The organism is Marivivens donghaensis (assembly GCF_011806565.1).
Classification (GTDB): Bacteria; Pseudomonadota; Alphaproteobacteria; order Rhodobacterales; family Rhodobacteraceae; genus Marivivens; species Marivivens donghaensis_A.
Map to the genome: position 1 here is coordinate 42,834 of NZ_JAATOP010000003.1, position 15,077 is coordinate 57,910.

The following is a 15,077-nucleotide window of genomic DNA, read 5'->3' on the forward strand; positions in this document are numbered from 1 at the left end:
TGCGGCTCGTTTCCGGTTCCCAATATATACCAGTATCTTTCTTATACCAATCCTTAAGGTACTATAATGTTCTACGAGAAACTGAACTGGCGCTACGCAACCAAAGCTATGGATCCCGCGAAACAGGTTCCGGCTGAAAAGATCGACCGCATCGTCGAAGCTGCGCGTATGGCGCCGACCTCCTCGGGCCTCCAGCCGTTCGAAATTTTCGTTGTCTATAACGACGGCATCCGCGCCCAACTGTCCGAAGCCGCTTTCGGTCAACGTCAGATCGTCGACGGCACCGCTGTTCTGGTCTTCGCGGCTTGGGACAACTACTCCGACGCGCGTATCGACGAATTCGTCGACCTGACCGCCGAAGTCCGCGGTAGCTCGGACGGCCTGAAGGAATACTTCGACCGCCTGAAAGGCATGTACCTGCCGCGCGAAGCCGACGTAAACTTCCAGCACGCCGCACGTCAGGCGTATATCGGTCTGGGCTTCTCGATCATGGCCGCCGCCGAGGAAGAAGTCGACGCGACCCCGATGGAAGGCTTCGACAACGCCAAGTTCGACGAGATCCTCGGTCTGACCGAAAAGGGCCTCAAGTCGGTCTGTATCCTTCCGGTCGGTTACCGCGACGAAACCGCTGACTGGCTCGCTCCGATGAAGAAGGTCCGCCGTCCGCGCGATCAGTTCGTCACCGAGATCAAGTAAGCCGGTGTCGGCCTGATCGGGCCGAAGGGATGTGCGGCAGCCGTTTTAGCCTTGCAAACTTGGGTTTCATTCGCTAAACGCACGCACGTCCGCAGGCCGTTCAAGAGCCGCAAGACAGATGAGCAGGGCCCGAGGCATACCTCTGGCCCTCATTGTTTTGCGAATCAAGGCGTCCGTGGATGAACGAAACTAAGACCGGCGGAACCAACCGCCTGGCCCGTGAAAAGCACTTGTAAAGGAAACTGTACGCTGATGAGCGCTAACGCATCGATGGAGGAATTCGAAGCCCTCCTTAACGAAAGCTTCGAAATCGACACCCCGAGCGAAGGTTCGGTTGTCAAAGGCAAAGTCATCGCTGTTGAAGCTGGCCAAGCCATCATTGACGTAGGCTACAAAATGGAAGGCCGCGTCGATCTTAAAGAATTCGCAAACCCGGGCGAAGCTCCGAACATCAACGTCGGCGACGAAGTTGAAGTGTTCCTGCGCGCTGCCGAAAACGCACGTGGCGAAGCCGTCATCTCGCGTGAAATGGCTCGCCGCGAAGAAGCCTGGGATCGTCTGGAAAAGGCATACGCAGCAGAAGAGCGCGTCGAAGGCGCAATCTTCGGTCGCGTCAAGGGCGGTTTCACCGTGGATCTGGGCGGCGCAGTTGCGTTCCTGCCGGGTTCGCAGGTCGACGTACGTCCGGTTCGCGATGCTGGCCCGCTCATGGGTCTCAAGCAGCCGTTCCAGATCCTCAAGATGGACCGTCGTCGTGGCAACATCGTTGTTTCGCGTCGCGCTATCCTCGAAGAATCGCGTGCCGAACAGCGCGCCGAAGTCATCGGCAACCTGGCTGAAGGCCAGACCGTCGAAGGCGTCGTCAAGAACATCACCGAATACGGTGCGTTCGTTGACCTCGGCGGTGTTGACGGCCTGCTGCACGTCACCGACATGGCATGGCGCCGTGTAAACCACCCGTCGGAAATCCTGTCGATCGGCGAGACCATCAAAGTTCAGGTCATCAAGATCAACAAGGAAACCCACCGCATCTCGCTCGGCATGAAGCAGCTTCAGGCCGACCCGTGGGATTCGGTCGAAAACAAGTACCCGCTCGAGTCGGTTCACACCGGCCGCGTGACCAACATCACCGACTACGGCGCCTTCGTGGAGCTGGAGCCGGGCGTCGAAGGTCTGGTACACGTTTCGGAAATGTCCTGGACCAAGAAGAACGTCCACCCGGGCAAGATCGTTTCGACCTCGCAGGAAGTCGAAGTCATGGTTCTGGAAATCGACTCGGCCAAGCGTCGCGTTTCGCTCGGCCTCAAGCAGACCCAGCGTAACCCGTGGGAAGTCTTTGCTGAGACCCACCCGGAAGGCACCCAGGTCGAAGGCGAAGTCAAGAACATCACCGAATTCGGTCTGTTCATCGGCCTGCCGGGCGACATCGACGGCATGGTTCACCTTTCGGACCTGTCGTGGGACGAGCGCGGTGAAGACGCCATCCAGAACTACCGCAAGGGCGACGTTGTCAAAGCCGTTGTCACCGAAGTCGACGTTGATAAGGAGCGCATCTCGCTCTCGATCAAGCAGCTGGCAGGCGACCCGTTCGCTGAAGCTATCGGCGGCGTGAAGCGTGGTTCGATCATCACCGTCAACGTGACCGCTATCGAAGACGGCGGCATCGAGGTCGAATACGAAGGCATGAAGTCGTTCATCCGTCGTTCGGACCTCTCGCGTGACCGTGCTGACCAGCGTCCTGAGCGCTTCGGCGTAGGCGACAAGGTCGACGTTCGCGTCACCAACGTCGACTCGAAGTCGCGCAAGCTGGGTCTGTCGATCAAAGCTCGTGAAATCGCTGAAGAAAAAGAAGCTGTCGAACAGTACGGTTCGTCCGAATCGGGCGCTTCGCTGGGCGACATCCTCGGCGCAGCTCTGAAGGGCGGCGACGAGTAATCGTTCCCTTCGGATCGCAAGATCAGGCCCCGCTACCAGCCGGTAGCGGGGCTTTTTCTTTGCCGAATCAAATTTCGTTAAGTGGTGGTCGCGTGTGCATCTGCGCCTACATTGTGCGGCGTCGAGCCGGTAAAAGGGTGCCAAACACCCGTAACATCTGCGAATTTCTTCATAGGCCCTGTGAGAAACCTTTGCCGCGTTGGACTGAATACGTATAGTTTTCTCTATGACAGGGATTAACTCTGAGCCGATTATTCGGGGGGAGCTACAGCATGATCAGGTCCGAACTGATCCAGAAGATCGCAGACGAGAACCCGCATCTCTATCAGCGGGACGTCGAAAAGATCGTGAATACCGTATTTGAAACCGTCACCGACGCCATGGCCGAAGGCAATCGTGTCGAACTGCGCGGTTTCGGCGCGTTTTCAGTCAAGAAGCGCGATGCAAGAATGGGACGGAACCCTCGCACGGGTGAACCCGTTGATGTAGAGGAAAAGCACGTCCCTTTCTTCAAGACAGGCAAGCTCTTGCGCGATCGCCTGAACGGTCTGGAAGGGACCGAAGACGACGAGTAAGAGAGATTTATGAAAACAATCCGTTACGCATTCTGGGGTCTGGTGGCGCTGGTTCTTGTGCTGGTTGGCCTCGCCAACCGCGATATCGTTACCCTGCGCGCCATGCCTCAGGCTATGGCCGACCTTCTTCACATTTCACCTGACATTCAGCTGCCGCTCTTCGTGGCGATCTTTGCTGGCGTCGGCATCGGCCTGCTGATCGGATTCCTGTGGGAATGGATGCGCGAGCATCCGGTCCGCAAACAGGCGCGTCGCCAAGGCAAAGAAGCCAAAAAGCTGCGTCAGGAACTTGCCACGCGTAGCGATGGCACCGGTCACAGCAAGGACGACGTTCTGGCTCTGGTCGAACGGTCCTAAACAAGATGTCTGATGTTCGCGTAAAGATTTGCGGCCTTCGGGACCGCACCAATCTCGATGCCGCATGTGAAGCCGGAGTCGCCTATGTCGGCTTCGTTTTCTTTCCCAAAAGCCCGCGCAATGTGACCATCGACGAAGCCGCCGATCTGGCGCTCGCGACGAAGCTCGGCGTGGCCAAGGTCGCGCTGGTCGTCGATCCGACGGACGAGCTGCTCGACCAGATCACGGGCAATGTGCCGCTCGATATGATCCAGCTGCACGGAACGGAAACGCCCGAGCGCGTGGCCGAAGTGCGCAGCCGCTACGGTCTGCCTGTGATGAAGGCGATCGGCCTGTCCGGTCCCGAGGACACCCCGCAGATCGACATCTACGCCAAGGTCGCCGACCAACTGCTGATCGAACCGAAGGCGCCGAAGGGCTCTGACCGTCCGGGCGGCAATGGCGTGACGCTCGACTGGTCGCTGGCCCGCCGCAAATACTGGACCCGTCCGTGGATGCTGGCTGGCGGCCTGAACGCGGGCAACGTGGCGCAGGCGGTGGATTACACGGGCGCGCGTCAGGTGGACCTGTCCTCTGGCGTTGAAAGCGCACCGGGGGTGAAAGACCCCGACATGATCCGCGCGTTTATGAAAGCCGTCCAAGCATGACATTGGCCTTCCGCCCTGCAACACGGGCGGATGTGCCTGCCATTCTGGAGTTACTGGCCGAGGACTGGATCGGGACGGCCCGCACCGACCTCGACGGCGAGGCGATGTTCGATGCGCTTCAAGGCACCGAGCTGATCGTCGGAGAGATGGATGGCGAAATCATCGCCACCTACCAGATTTCCATTAACCACCTGATTTCGCTCTCCGCCCCGTGCCGTGCGATCCTTGAAGGCGTGCGCGTGGCCTCGCATTTGCGAGGACAGAAGATCGGGGAACAGCTAGTGGCCGACGCCGAAGAGCGTGCCAAGCGGGGAGGGGCCACGGTGATGAATCTGACCTCGAACGCAAAGCGCGAGGCGGCTCACCGTTTCTACATCCGGCTTGGCTATAAACAGAGCCACGCTGGCTTCAAGAAAGCGCTTACCTCGTAAGATAGAGGATGTCGTACTGGCTTTCGTACTGCGGCGAGGGCTGCATTAGGCGCGCCGTGTTCTCGCCCGTCATTTCGAAATAGCCGACAACCGAATGGGTCGAACCGGGATCGACGGGCGTGTTGGTATCCGTCGGCAGTTCGTCATAGCTCACCGCAGGACCACCATCGACGTAGCCGACACCGAGGTAGAGCCACTTCCCGCCTTCGATCTTGCTGAACTGGCCGGAGGTCCGCTGCGACCCTGTCAGCTTCTCCAGATTGTAGGTGCCGTCGTCGACCTTGGTGATGCGGCAACGGAAGTCCTGATAAATGACGATCTCCAGAAAGCGCCCGCCGAGTTTCGCCGTGCGGCAGTTCCAGTTGCCCTCTACGTTGCTCAGTTCGATCTCGGGCGGGTTCACGATCTGCTCTAGAAGCCGGAGCTCCGACTGGCTGGCGGCGCTGACGGCACTCGCCAACGCTTCGGCGTAGGTGTCGGCGTTGTTCGCCAACCTTTCTTGGTCGGGGAGGCGGACGTCCGCTCTGGCAATGGTGGCGCAGAAAGTGGCAAGTGCGACGAAACCAACCGTCTTCAACATATCGGATTACCTTTGTGTCGTGACCTGCTATTTACCCTAGACCTTGCGGGCGCTAAGTCCGAAGGCGAATCCGTATAGGGAGGTAGGGTCATGGCAGACGATCTTTTTAACAGCTTCATGAACGGACCTGACGAGCAAGGCCGCTTTGGCAACTACGGCGGACGTTTCGTTGCCGAAACGTTGATGCCGCTCGTTCTGGAACTTCAGAAAGAGTACGAAAAAGCCAAGGACGATCCCACTTTCTGGGCTGAAATGGACGACCTGTGGAAGCACTACGTCGGCCGTCCGTCGCCGCTGTACTACGCATCCCGCATGACCGAAGAGCTCGGGGGTGCGAAGATCTACCTCAAGCGTGACGAGTTGAACCACACCGGCGCGCACAAGGTGAACAACGTGCTCGGCCAGATCATTCTGGCGCGCCGCATGGGCAAGACCCGCATCATTGCGGAAACCGGCGCTGGTCAGCACGGCGTTGCGACCGCGACCGTTTGCGCGAAATTCGGCCTCAAGTGCGTGGTCTACATGGGTGCCCACGACGTCGAACGTCAGGCGCCGAACGTGTTCCGTATGCGCCTGCTGGGCGCCGAGGTTGTCCCGGTGACTTCGGGTCGCGGTACGCTCAAGGACGCGATGAACGATGCGCTGCGTGACTGGGTCACCAACATCGACGACACCTTCTACTGCATCGGCACCGTCGCCGGTCCGCACCCTTATCCGGCCATGGTCCGCGATTTCCAGTCGATCATCGGCAAGGAAGTCCGCTGGCAGCTGCCCGAGCAGGAAGGCGAAGGCCGTCTGCCCGACACGGTGATCGCGGCGATCGGTGGCGGCTCCAATGCGATGGGCCTGTTTTACCCGTTCCTCGACGACAAGTCGGTCAACATCATCGGCGTCGAAGCCGGCGGTAAAGGCGTGAACGAAAAGATGGAGCACTGCGCGTCGCTGACCGGCGGCCGTCCTGGCGTTCTGCACGGCAACCGCACCTATCTGCTTCAGGACGACGACGGTCAGATCCTCGAAGGCTTCTCGATCTCGGCTGGCCTCGACTATCCGGGTATCGGTCCGGAGCACGCATGGCTACACGACATCGGCCGCGCGCAGTACGTGTCGATCACCGACAAAGAGGCGCTCGAAGCGTTCCAGTTCTCGTGCCGCACCGAAGGCATCATTCCGGCGCTCGAACCATCGCACGCGCTGGCACATGTAATGAAAATCGCGCCGACCCTGCCGAAGGACCACATCATCGTCATGAATATGTGTGGCCGCGGTGACAAAGACATCTTCACCGTCGCCCGCCATCTGGGCGTGGATATGTCGGACACCAAAATCGGTCGCGACGCTGACTAAAACAAAAGGCTCCGCGAGGAGCCTTTTTTAATACGGTACTTTCCAGCTGATCCAGCGCCCGTGGAAATCGGCGCGGCCCATCTTCAGTGACAGGTCTCCGGGCCAGAGGCGTAGCGTCAAAGCTGCGCCTTTTCCTTTCTCGTCGGCCTCCATGCGGAACCACGCGAGCGGCGCTTTCTTTGTCGCCGCCTTGCCCAGTGTTTCGATGGCAGCGCGGCCGCGTTCCTGCTGCGGGCCGCTGAGGTACTGCCACGCGACGGTCGAATAGATCATCGTCATCGCGCCTTGGGTCAGCGACAGGCTGTCCAGCCAGTCAACCGCATCGCCCTGAAGAACGGGCGTGTCGCAGAGCGTGATCGCCGAGCGGGTTAGCTCCATCCGGTAAGTCTGGTCGGCCCACAGATAAGACAGCAGGCGGGTCGCATCGACGGGACTGCGTGGGTCGATGGGCATGAGGTCGATGCCTTGGCGGTCGATGACCTGCATGTCGGCTTGGGGCGGCGGATTACCTGTCCACTCGGGAGTGAAAACGACGGGGCTGTCAGGGTTGCCGAAGACCGTCTCCCCGACCTCCAGCCCGTAGTGATCAAAATGCAGGTTGAGGCCCGCGCTCGACCCGATTTCGCGCAGGACCAAGGGCAGTTTGTAGCGCTCCGAAATCCACTGACCTGCGGCGATCAACGCGGCCGATCTGCGGACCTCGTTCGTTTGCGGCGGGCTGTCGATCCACGTCGAGATAAACGCGGCCTCATCGGTCAGCGCCCACTCGACCGCGCCCCAGATGGTTTCGTCATCCTGTTCGTGCGGCGGAAACACGTCCTGCATTCCGCAGCGTTCCAGCAGCGCCAGCGCGTGAAGCGCGGAGGCAAAGCGGAGGGGAATCGATTCGCCCGACGGACCGAGGTCTCCGGGCCAGTTAAACATCTTCCGCGTGACGGGACGGTCGGGTTGCAGCCTATCGGCGATCAGATTCATCAGGCGCTGCATGAACGGCGAGCCGAGGTCGCCGCACGCTTTGGCTTGGGTTCTGAACGCTTCAGGAAGCCTGTCCGTCATTTGAATTTGTCCGCCAGTTTCTGCAAAGGCGAACGATTGTCTACGGCTTCGGGTTCCGCCTCGACCTTCGCGGGCTTGGCCGCTTTGGGTGTCGTGGTGGACGAGCGCGGGGGTGCAACACGCAGCGCAACGGCATTCATGAACTTCGGCCCCTCACCCCCCGCGAGGGCAGAGGCACCGTCCGAAATGCCGCGCATCAGGTCATCAAGCCAATCCTGCTCTACCTTCGCGAAATCGGCCAAAACATAGCCCGCAACGCGATCTTTGTGCCCTGGATGGCCGATTCCGAGCCTTACGCGGTCATATTCGGCCCCGATGTGCTGGTGAATTGACCGCAAACCATTGTGGCCAGCGTGGCCGCCGCCGGTCTTCAAACGACACTTTCCGGGGGCAAGATCGAGCTCGTCGTGGAACACCACGACGTCGGCAGGATCGAGTTTGTGAAAGCGCATCGCCTCGCCGACCGACTGGCCGGAGAGGTTCATGAACGTCTCGGGTTTCAGCAGCAGCACCTTCTCGGAGCCGAGCCGCCCTTCGCTAATCTGTCCCTGAAATTTCGCGCGCCACGGGGAAAATCCGTGGTCCTCGGCAATCCGCTCGACGGCCAGAAAGCCGATGTTGTGACGATTGCGCGCATATTTCGCGCCAGGGTTTCCAAGTCCGACAAAAAGTTTCATAATAGCAAACTAATCGCGCACTCAGTCATGCACCATCGAAAAAGGCCATATACATGTCCTTTAAAAGAAGCTATTGGCGCGCCTTCTGCTATTCTCTTTGTGAAAGTCCCCCGACATGATCCCGACCCTTGCCGATGCTCTGGCTGCACGCGGCTATGAAAACTTGACCGCCGTCCAGAAGGCCGTGCTCGATCCCGAAGTGGACGGCCGTGACCTTCTGGTGTCGGCGCAAACCGGGTCGGGCAAAACTGTCGGCTTCGGTCTTGCTATCGCACCCCAGATCGTCAACGACGACGGCCGCGTCGGACCTGCCGGTCTGCCGCTGGCGGTTATCGTTGCGCCGACCCGCGAACTGGCGCTTCAGGTCCAGCGCGAACTGACATGGCTCTACGGCCAGACCGGTGCCGTGATTGGCTCGGCTGTCGGCGGCATGGACCCGCGCGACGAACGCCGCAAGCTCGACCGCGGTGTGCATATCGTTGTCGGCACGCCAGGCCGTCTGCGTGACCACACCCAGCGCGGCGCGCTCGACATGTCCGAAGTCAAAGCGATCGTCCTCGACGAAGCTGACGAGATGCTGGACCTCGGTTTCCGCGAAGACCTCGAATACCTGCTGGGCGAAGCGCCCGAAGAACGCCGCACGCTGCTGTTCTCGGCCACCGTTCCCGCTGGCATCGCCAAACTGGCGAAGAGCTACCAGCGCGACGCGATGCGCCTTCAGACCGCAGGCGAGGCGCGCCAGCACACCGACATTACCTATCAGATGATGAACGTCGGCCCGCGCGATGCGGAAAACGCGATCATCAACACGCTGCTGTTCCACGATGCCGAAAACGCCATCGTCTTCGCGAACACCCGCGCCGTTGTGGCCCGCCTGACCGCGCGTCTGTCGAACCGTGGTTTCCAAGTTGTGTCGCTTTCGGGCGAACTGAGCCAAGCCGAACGTACCCACGCGCTGCAAGCGATGCGCGATGGCCGTGCGCGCGTTTGTGTGGCGACCGACGTTGCGGCGCGCGGTATCGACCTTCCGGGTCTGGAACTGGTGATCCACGCCGAACTGCCGTCGAACTCCGAAACCCTTCTGCACCGTTCGGGCCGTACTGGCCGCGCTGGTAAGAAAGGTATCTCGGCTCTGATCGTGCCCCCGAAGGCCAAAGGCAAAGCGACCCGCCTTCTGAAAGGCGCGAAGGTCGAGGCTGAATGGACCGAAGCCCCGTCCGCAGAAGAAGTCCAGTCGCGCGAAGAAGAGCGTCTGCTGAACGACGACGCGTGGAACGAGACCCCGACCGATACCCAAGCCGCATTCGCAGAGCGTCTGCTCGAGCGTTACAGCGCCGAAACCATCGCTGCCGCTTACCTGCGCCTCTATCAGGCGCGCCGTTCGGCTCCAGAAGACCTCGGCGCGCCGTCGCCGCGTGACGACGACCGTGACCAAGCAAAGGCCAGGCGCCGCGAAGAATTCGGCCCCGCTGTCTGGTTCTCGCTGTCGATCGGTCGCGAAGGCCGCGCGGACCCGCGCTGGATGCTCCCGATGCTCGCCAAGAGCGGCGGTATCAGCAAGGACGAGATCGGTGCGATCCGCATTCAGGACGACGTCACCTACGTCGAAATCGCGGAGAAGAGCGCCGATAGTTTCGCGACCATGACCGCCGATGGTCTGGAGCAGGGCATCACCGCCGAGCGCATGACCTCTGCGCCTGATTTCTCGTTCCGTGGCGGCCCAAAAGGCGGCGGCAAGAAGTCGTTCGACCGTGGTGACCGCAAGCCGCGTGAAAATCGCGGCGACTGGAAACCCCGCGAAGACCGTGGCGATTTCAAGCCGCGCGAAGACCGTAAGCCCAAAGGCGACTGGAAGCCCCGCGAAGATCGCGGCGATTTCAAACCGCGCGAAGACCGCAAGCCCAAGGGTGACTGGAAACCGCGCGAAGACAAGCCGAAGGGTGACTGGAAGCCTCGCGACAACGATAAGCCGAAAGGCGATTGGAAGCCGCGCGAGGATCGCAAACCCAAGGGCGACTTCAAGGACCGCAAGCCGAAGGGCGACTGGAGGCCGCGTGAAGATCGCGGTGGGAAGCCGGCGCCTAAGTCGGACGGCGACGGCAAGAAGCGCTGGAACGGTGACGACAAGAAACGCCGCAACGCGATGGACACCAGCAAGCGTATGGATCGCGGCGCAGATGCCCGTCCGCATCGCAAGGGTTCGCCCGCTGGCGGAAAGCCCAAGCGCGGCAAGTAATTCAGGAAGGGGCCTTCGGGCCCCTTTTTCTTTGGCTCTTCAGCTGGCGTCCGGCCAATAAAAAACGGAGCCCGAAGGCTCCGTTTCATTCAGTCCCGAAAAGGGGCAAAGATTACTCTTCGCCGCCCTCTTCAGCAGCGTCTTCTTCAGCGTTGTCAGCCGACACGAGGCCCGACGGAGCCTGGATGTTGGCGAGGACGAAGTCGCGGTCGATGACAGTCTTGACGCCTTCCGGAAGGGTGACTTCCGAAATGTGGATGGTGTCACCGATTTGCTTGCCGGTCAGGTCGACAACGATCTGTTCCGGAATGTCACCGGCAACAACGTTGAGTTCGACTTCCGGACGTACGACGGTCAGAACGCCGCCACGCTTGAGGCCCGGAGCAGCTTTTGCGTTCTCGAATTCGACGTGAACGAAGAGGTTCACGCGCGAGGTACGCTTCAGACGCATCAGGTCGATGTGGGTCGGAAGGTCCTTGACCACGTCGCGCTGAACGCCGCGGCAGATGACGCGGACGTCTTCCTGACCTTCAACCTTGAGGTTGAAGAGGGTCGACATGAAGCGGCCAGCTTTCAGCTTTTGCAGTAGCTTGTTGAAGTCGAGGTTGATTGCGAGGGGCTCTGCGCCACCACCGTAAACGATACCCGGAACTTTGCCTTCACGGCGAGCTTGACGAGCGGCCCCCTTGCCTGTCCCCGTACGTTCCGTGGCGATAAGATCAGGAATCTCACGTGCCATCTTGATAATCTCCAATATAGGTGGGGCCGCCCTCCAAGGGTGTGCGGCCCGATGAAGCCGCGCACATACACGCGAATCCCTATTTTGGAAAGACCAAAACGGCCCGTGGCCCTGTTTTATATGGCGTTACGCCCAGCGGCCCTCGAAGTCGTCGGGTACCAGCACCATATCGCGGTCGAAGGTGTTGATATCACGGCGACCACAGAGCGCCATGGAGATGTCGAGCTCCTTGTGGATGACCTCGAGCGCCTTGGTGACACCGGCCTCACCCATCGCGCCGAGCCCGTGAATATAGGCCCGTCCGATCATGACGCCCTTGGCGCCGAGGCAGAGCGCCTTCAGCACGTCCTGACCCGAACGGATGCCGCTATCGAGCCAAACTTCGGTCTGGTCGCCGACCGCTTCGACAATCGACGGAAGAACGCGGATCGACGACAGCGCACCGTCCAGCTGGCGACCACCGTGGTTCGACACGACGATGGCATCACAGCCAACCTCGACGGCCTTCTTCGCGTCCTCGACGTCCAGAACGCCCTTGAGGATAACCTTGCCGCCCCACTTTTCCTTCAGCCGCGCTATCATCGACCAATCGAGCCGCGGCTCAAATTGCTCGGCGGTCCACGCCGACAGGCTCGACATATCCGAGGCACTCTTCGCGTGGCCGACGATATTGCGGAACGTGCGCCGTTTGGTCTGGAGCATCTCCAGCCCCCACTGCACGCGCCATCCCATGTCGATGATCGACTTCGCCGTCAGCTTGGGCGGAGCGGACAGACCGTTCTTCAGGTCCTTGTGACGCTGCCCGAGGATCTGCAAATCCAGCGTAATTACCAGCGCATCGACGCCTGCATTCTTGGCGCGCTGGATGATGTTGTCCACGAACTCCTCGTCACGCATGACATAGAGCTGGAACCAGAACGGAGCCTTCGTATTTTCGCGCACATCCTCGATCGAACAGATCGACATGGTAGACAGGGTGAACGGCACGCCGAACTTCTCCGCCGCCCGCGCCGCTTTGATTTCGCCGTCCGCGCGCTGCATCCCCGTCAGACCCACAGGCGCCAGCGCAACCGGCATCGCCACATCCCGCCCAATCATCGTCGTCTTGGTCGTACGGTTCGACATATCGACGGCCACGCGCTGACGCAGGCGGATCTTGTCGAAGTCGCTGGTGTTCTCGCGGAAGGTCTGTTCGGTCCACGAGCCGGACTCGCAGTAATCGTAGAACATCTTGGGCGTCCGCAGTTTGTGCAGACGCTTGAGGTCATCAATGCAGGTAATGACGGGCATGGCGCTATCCTGATAATTGGTGCGAAATACTTACCAATTCGAAGGTTTCAGCGCAACTGCTTTGCGCCCTATGCCGCAGGCGTCGTCATGATGATCCAGTGCGTACCGAAACGGTCCTTCGTCATCCCCATGCCCGGAGAAAAGAACGTCGGCCCGAACGGCATGATGATCCCGTCCTCGGTCTTGAGCGCCTCGTAGATTTCCTCGGCCCGCTCGGTGGTCTTGACCTCGACCGACACGGACATCGCCTTCTGGTCATCGCCCTCGAAATTCGCTGGAAAATCCGAGGCCATCAGGTTGCCCGCCTCCGGCGACATCAGAGCCGAATGCATCACGCGATCCAATCCCATCTCGGGCGCGGCCATGTCGGGCATGTCGCCATAGGTCGAAACCGTCAGCTCTCCGCCGAAAATGCTCTGGTAGGTCGCCATCGCTTCGCGGCAGTGACCTTTGAAATGAATGTAGGGGGTAAACACGGTCCGAATCTCCTCTGCCGGAACTTGTGCCCGAACTGTGTGCTTCGCGTTTCGGTGTCGCAACAGATTTGCCTTTGTGCATGAAATATCCCGGGGGTCGCCGCCAAAGCGGCGGAAGGGGGCAGCGCCCCCTCAGCGACGCTTGCGTCGCTTGTCTGCCCGTCCTAGAAGCCCTTCGAGCTAATTCAGGAGGGTCCGATGGGATTCAAGATGGGTATCGTGGGTCTGCCGAACGTCGGTAAATCGACCCTCTTCAACGCACTGACCAAGACCGCCGCCGCACAGGCCGCCAATTTCCCGTTCTGCACCATCGAGCCGAATGTCGGTGACGTGGCCGTTCCGGACCCGCGCCTCGACAAACTGGCCGAGATTGCGGGCTCCAAGCAGATCATCCCGACCCGCATGACCTTCGTGGACATCGCCGGTCTGGTGAAGGGCGCATCTAAGGGCGAAGGTCTGGGCAACCAATTCCTCGCCAACATCCGCGAATGTGACGCAATCGCCCACGTTCTGCGCTGCTTCGAAGACGACGACATCACCCACGTCGATGGCCGTGTCGATCCGGTCGCCGATGCCGAAACGATCGAGATGGAACTGATGCTCGCCGACCTCGAGTCGATCGAGCGCCGTCTCCAGAACATCGTCCGCAAGGTGCGCGGCGGCGATAAGGAAGCCGTGGAGCAGGAGCGCCTGCTGAACCTCGCCAAAGAAGCCATCGAGGCAGGCAAGCCCGCCCGCACCGTCGAAATCGCCGACGAGGACCAGAAGCAGTGGAAAATGCTCCAGCTTCTGTCCACGAAGCCCGTTCTCTACGTCTGTAACGTCGAAGAAACCTCGGCCGGTTCGGGTAACAGCCAGTCGGCCCGCGTTGCCGAAATGGCCGCCGCGCAAGGCAACAGCCACGTCGTCATCTCGGCCCGCATCGAAGAAGAGATCAGCCAGCTCGACGAAGAAGAGCAGGAAATGTTCCTCTCCGAACTGGGCCTGACCGAAGCCGGTCTCGACCGTCTGATCCGCGCTGGTTACGAGCTGCTGCACCTCCAGACCTACTTCACCGTCGGTCCGAAAGAGGCCCGCGCATGGACCATCAAGGAAGGCACCGGTGCTCCCGCTGCCGCTGGCGTCATCCACGGCGACTTCGAGCGCGGCTTCATCCGTGCAGAAACCATCGGCTACGACGACTACATCACCTACAAAGGTGAAAACGGCGCCAAAGAAGCCGGTAAGATGCGCGCGGAAGGCAAGACCTACATCGTCAAGGACGGCGACGTACTGCACTTCCTGTTCAACACCTGATGCGTCAGCGCCGGTAACGGCGCAGGCAAGGCCAGCATGACGTGGGCGCGGGTTTCCTGCGCCCACAACCATTTCTGCCACTCGGCCTGACTGGTATCCTTGGGCAGATCGGGACGGGCAGGGGCCTCATAGGCGAGCTCGTTCCCCGCGATATTCCGCACGGTCCGCGCGGGCGTGTGCACCACCCAGTCGAGGTCCGAAAACTTGCGCCGGAACACAGGCAGCGCCAGTTCGACGGGATCGTTCTCCACATCGCACCATCCGGCATAGAGCCGCCGTCCGCTCCGCCAGCCGAGATCATGCAGGCGCAACTGCCGGTTCAGGCGGCGCAGGCTCTTGCGAACCTCCTCCTCCATCCCCAGCAGCGCCGTCACGTCGGGATCCTTGCCCTCGGTCAGTAGCCCCGGCGTCAGCTTCAGACGCCACGCAAGACGATAGAGCCGCACAAAGCGGTCCTCGCTCGCGTGGGACGTCACGCTATCGGCCAGATGCAGGAACCGCTCGGGCACGCGCACCTTGAAACGTGCCATCGGAAGAGGGGGCAGATAGGCCTCTTCCCGAGGCGGCAGGACCTCCCATGACACTTGTTCCGGCGGCACGCGGGCAGCCAGCAGATGCCGTGCAGCACGGCGCCAGGCAGGGGCGGTGGAACTGAAAGGCAGCGGTATGGCGAACATCGAGCGACTCCGTATGTTCACTATATGTTCCATATCGGCAGCCGCAAGCGGGAAAGCTTGCG

General features: G+C 60.7%; 16 protein-coding genes. 9 read left to right on the forward strand and 7 right to left on the reverse strand.

Annotated features, from left to right (window positions below):
* The first annotated feature begins 66 nt into the window (after positions 1–66).
* The 6 genes from HCZ30_RS05460 to HCZ30_RS05485 all read left to right on the forward strand — a co-directional run bounded on the left by HCZ30_RS05460 (position 67) and on the right by HCZ30_RS05485 (position 4,641).
* Positions 67–696, forward strand: coding sequence for an NAD(P)H-dependent oxidoreductase (locus HCZ30_RS05460; RefSeq protein ID WP_167637217.1), 630 nt, complete (start codon positions 67–69; stop codon positions 694–696).
* A 252-nt stretch (positions 697–948) separates the two neighbouring features.
* The gene (gene rpsA, locus HCZ30_RS05465) at positions 949–2,631 is read left to right on the forward strand and encodes a 30S ribosomal protein S1 (protein ID WP_167637219.1); all 1,683 of its coding nucleotides are present in this window, start codon (positions 949–951) and stop codon (positions 2,629–2,631) included.
* A 272-nt stretch (positions 2,632–2,903) separates the two neighbouring features.
* Positions 2,904–3,206, forward strand: a complete 303-nt coding sequence (gene ihfB / locus HCZ30_RS05470) for an integration host factor subunit beta (protein ID WP_167637222.1) — start codon at positions 2,904–2,906, stop codon at positions 3,204–3,206.
* Positions 3,207–3,215: 9 nt separating this feature from the next.
* Positions 3,216–3,563, forward strand: a complete 348-nt coding sequence (locus HCZ30_RS05475) for a LapA family protein (RefSeq protein WP_167637224.1) — start codon at positions 3,216–3,218, stop codon at positions 3,561–3,563.
* A gap of 5 nt (positions 3,564–3,568) precedes the next feature.
* On the forward strand, positions 3,569–4,210 hold the full coding sequence (locus HCZ30_RS05480) for a phosphoribosylanthranilate isomerase (protein WP_167637226.1): 642 nt from the start codon (positions 3,569–3,571) through the stop codon (positions 4,208–4,210).
* Positions 4,207–4,641, forward strand: a complete 435-nt coding sequence (locus HCZ30_RS05485) for a GNAT family N-acetyltransferase (RefSeq protein ID WP_167637229.1) — start codon at positions 4,207–4,209, stop codon at positions 4,639–4,641. The genes HCZ30_RS05480 and HCZ30_RS05485 overlap by 4 nt, the downstream gene beginning before the upstream one ends.
* Here the strand turns inward: HCZ30_RS05485 and HCZ30_RS05490 are convergent.
* Positions 4,631–5,221, reverse strand: a complete 591-nt coding sequence (locus tag HCZ30_RS05490; protein ID WP_167637231.1) for a DUF4893 domain-containing protein — start codon at positions 5,219–5,221, stop codon at positions 4,631–4,633. The genes HCZ30_RS05485 and HCZ30_RS05490 overlap by 11 nt on opposite strands.
* A 90-nt stretch (positions 5,222–5,311) precedes the next feature.
* On the opposite strand from HCZ30_RS05490, the gene trpB reads away from it, so the two are divergent.
* A complete protein-coding gene (gene trpB, locus HCZ30_RS05495; protein WP_167637234.1) occupies positions 5,312–6,568 on the forward strand; it encodes a tryptophan synthase subunit beta in 1,257 nt (418 codons plus the stop codon).
* Positions 6,569–6,595: 27 nt separating this feature from the next.
* Here trpB and HCZ30_RS05500 read toward each other — a convergent pair whose 3' ends face one another.
* Both HCZ30_RS05500 and pth read right to left on the reverse strand, forming a co-directional pair.
* The gene (locus HCZ30_RS05500; protein WP_167637236.1) at positions 6,596–7,624 is read right to left on the reverse strand and encodes a DUF2332 domain-containing protein; all 1,029 of its coding nucleotides are present in this window, start codon (positions 7,622–7,624) and stop codon (positions 6,596–6,598) included.
* Positions 7,621–8,301: an aminoacyl-tRNA hydrolase gene (gene pth, locus HCZ30_RS05505; RefSeq protein ID WP_167637238.1), complete on the reverse strand. Its 681-nt coding sequence runs from the start codon at positions 8,299–8,301 to the stop codon at positions 7,621–7,623. Before pth ends, HCZ30_RS05500 begins: the two co-directional genes overlap by 4 nt.
* A 115-nt stretch (positions 8,302–8,416) precedes the next feature.
* On the opposite strand from pth, the gene HCZ30_RS05510 reads away from it, so the two are divergent.
* Positions 8,417–10,537 (forward strand): DEAD/DEAH box helicase, encoded by a 2,121-nt coding sequence (locus tag HCZ30_RS05510; protein ID WP_167637240.1) that lies wholly within the window; start codon positions 8,417–8,419, stop codon positions 10,535–10,537.
* Between the two features lie 112 nt (positions 10,538–10,649).
* Here the strand turns inward: HCZ30_RS05510 and HCZ30_RS05515 are convergent, their stop codons facing one another.
* From HCZ30_RS05515 to HCZ30_RS05525, 3 genes are all read right to left on the reverse strand, one after another.
* A complete protein-coding gene (locus HCZ30_RS05515) occupies positions 10,650–11,276 on the reverse strand; it encodes a 50S ribosomal protein L25/general stress protein Ctc (protein WP_167637242.1) in 627 nt (208 codons plus the stop codon).
* A gap of 126 nt (positions 11,277–11,402) precedes the next feature.
* Entirely contained in the window at positions 11,403–12,566 is a 1,164-nt protein-coding gene (locus HCZ30_RS05520; RefSeq protein ID WP_167637244.1) for an alpha-hydroxy acid oxidase, read from the reverse strand.
* Between the two features lie 68 nt (positions 12,567–12,634).
* Entirely contained in the window at positions 12,635–13,042 is a 408-nt protein-coding gene (locus HCZ30_RS05525) for a VOC family protein (RefSeq protein WP_167637246.1), read from the reverse strand.
* Positions 13,043–13,240: 198 nt separating this feature from the next.
* On the opposite strand from HCZ30_RS05525, the gene ychF reads away from it, so the two are divergent.
* On the forward strand, positions 13,241–14,338 hold the full coding sequence (gene ychF, locus HCZ30_RS05530) for a redox-regulated ATPase YchF (RefSeq protein ID WP_167637248.1): 1,098 nt from the start codon (positions 13,241–13,243) through the stop codon (positions 14,336–14,338).
* Here ychF and HCZ30_RS05535 read toward each other — a convergent pair.
* A complete protein-coding gene (locus HCZ30_RS05535; RefSeq protein WP_167637250.1) occupies positions 14,290–15,015 on the reverse strand; it encodes a DUF4130 domain-containing protein in 726 nt (241 codons plus the stop codon). The genes ychF and HCZ30_RS05535 overlap by 49 nt on opposite strands.
* Between the last annotated feature and the right edge of the window lie 62 nt (positions 15,016–15,077).